The sequence below is a fragment of the Pseudomonas sp. genome, assembly GCF_049645325.1.
Taxonomy (GTDB): domain Bacteria; phylum Pseudomonadota; class Gammaproteobacteria; order Pseudomonadales; family Pseudomonadaceae; genus Aquipseudomonas.
Window position 1 is genome coordinate 1 of sequence record NZ_JBARTQ010000365.1, and the last position, 1,620, is coordinate 1,620.

At 66.9% G+C, this 1,620-nt stretch carries 1 pseudogene; it reads left to right on the forward strand.

Features of this window, described 5'->3' with window-relative positions:
* Positions 1-1,620 (forward strand): annotated as a pseudogene (locus tag WBB95_RS16160) (condensation domain-containing protein); the annotation flags it as partial.

Consider the following 1,620-nt stretch of genomic DNA (forward strand, 5'->3'; position numbering starts at 1 on the left):
GAGTACGCCTTCAGCCAGCGCCTGGACCACCCAACCCTGCGCACCCTGCTGATCGGCGGCGACCGTCTGCGCGCGTTCAACCGCGCGCACACCTTCGACGTGATCAACAACTACGGCCCCACCGAACCCACGGTGGTCGCCACCTCCGGGCGCGTGGACGTCGGCCGGCCGTTGCATATCGGCGCGCCCATTGCCAACGCCCGCGTGTACTTGCTGGACGCGCAACAACGCCCGGTGCCTATCGGTGCGGTGGGGGAGTTGTACGTCGGCGGCACAGGCGTGGCGCGCGGCTATTTGAATCGCCCGGAACTGAGCGCCGAGCGCTTCCTCGATGACCCTTTCACCGACGGCCGCCTGTACCGCACCGGCGACCTGGCGCGCTGGTTGCCCGACGGCACCCTGGAGTACCTGGGCCGGAATGACGACCAGGTGAAAATCCGGGGGGTGCGCATCGAGCTGGGCGAAATCGAAACCGCGCTGGCAGCCCATCCGGCGATCAAGGAGGCTGTGGTGCAGTGCCGTGAAGGGCAGTTGCTCGCCTGGTTTGTCGAGCACCACCGGATTGAAATCGACGCGCTGCGTGCGCACCTGCAAGCCACCTTGGCGGACTACATGCTGCCCGCCGCGTTTGTGAAGCTGGAGGTTTTCCCGCTCACCGCGAATGGCAAGCTCGACCGCAAGGCGCTGCCTGCGCCGACCAGGCAGCCTATGTCACGCGGGCGTTCGAGGCGCCCCGCGACGGCGCGGAAACCACCCTGGCGCAGATCTGGACCGAGCTGCTGCAGGTGCAACAGGTAGGGCGCCACGACCATTTCTTCGAGCTGGGCGGGCACTCGTTGCTGGCGGTGCAGTTGGTGCAACGCATGCGCCAGGCCGGGTTGCGTGCCGATGTGCAGGTGCTGTTCGGCCAACCGACCCTGGCAGCCTTGGCGGCAGCGAGTGGGGGCAATGACGTGGCAGTGCCGGCCAATCGCATTCCTGCGGGCAGCACGCGGATCACGGCGGATATGCTCGCACTGGCCGAGGTGGATCAACCGAGCCTCGACCGCATCGTCGCCGGCATCCCCGGCGGTGCCGCCAACGTGCAGGACATCTACCCGCTGGCGCCGTTGCAGGAAGGCTTGCTCTACCACCACCTCACCGACGTGCGCGACCCGTACCAGCAGCATGCGATGTTCAGCTTTGAACATCGCGAGCAACTGGACGCGTTTGCCCAGGCCTTGCAACAGGTGATCAACCGCCATGACATTTTGCGCACCAGCCTGGTCTGGGACGCCCTCGAACAGCCGCTGCAAGTGGTGTGGCGCGAGGCGCGGCTGCCGGTTGAGCCGCTAAGCGAACCGTCGCAACCGCTGGACCTGCGCCAGGCCCCGCTGATGGCCCTGGACTACGCCCACGAACCACAGCACTCACGCTGGGTCGCTCGGCTGCGTTTTCACCACCTGGTCAACGACGCCACCTCGACCACGGTATTGGTGGATGAGATCCGCGCTCACTTGCTCGGCGAACAGGCGCAACTGCCGGCGCCGGTGCCGTATCGCAACGTGGTCGCGCAGACCCGTTCTCCCGCGCTCCAAGCCGCGCATGAAGCGTTCTTCCGCGAGCGTCTGGCGCAGATCG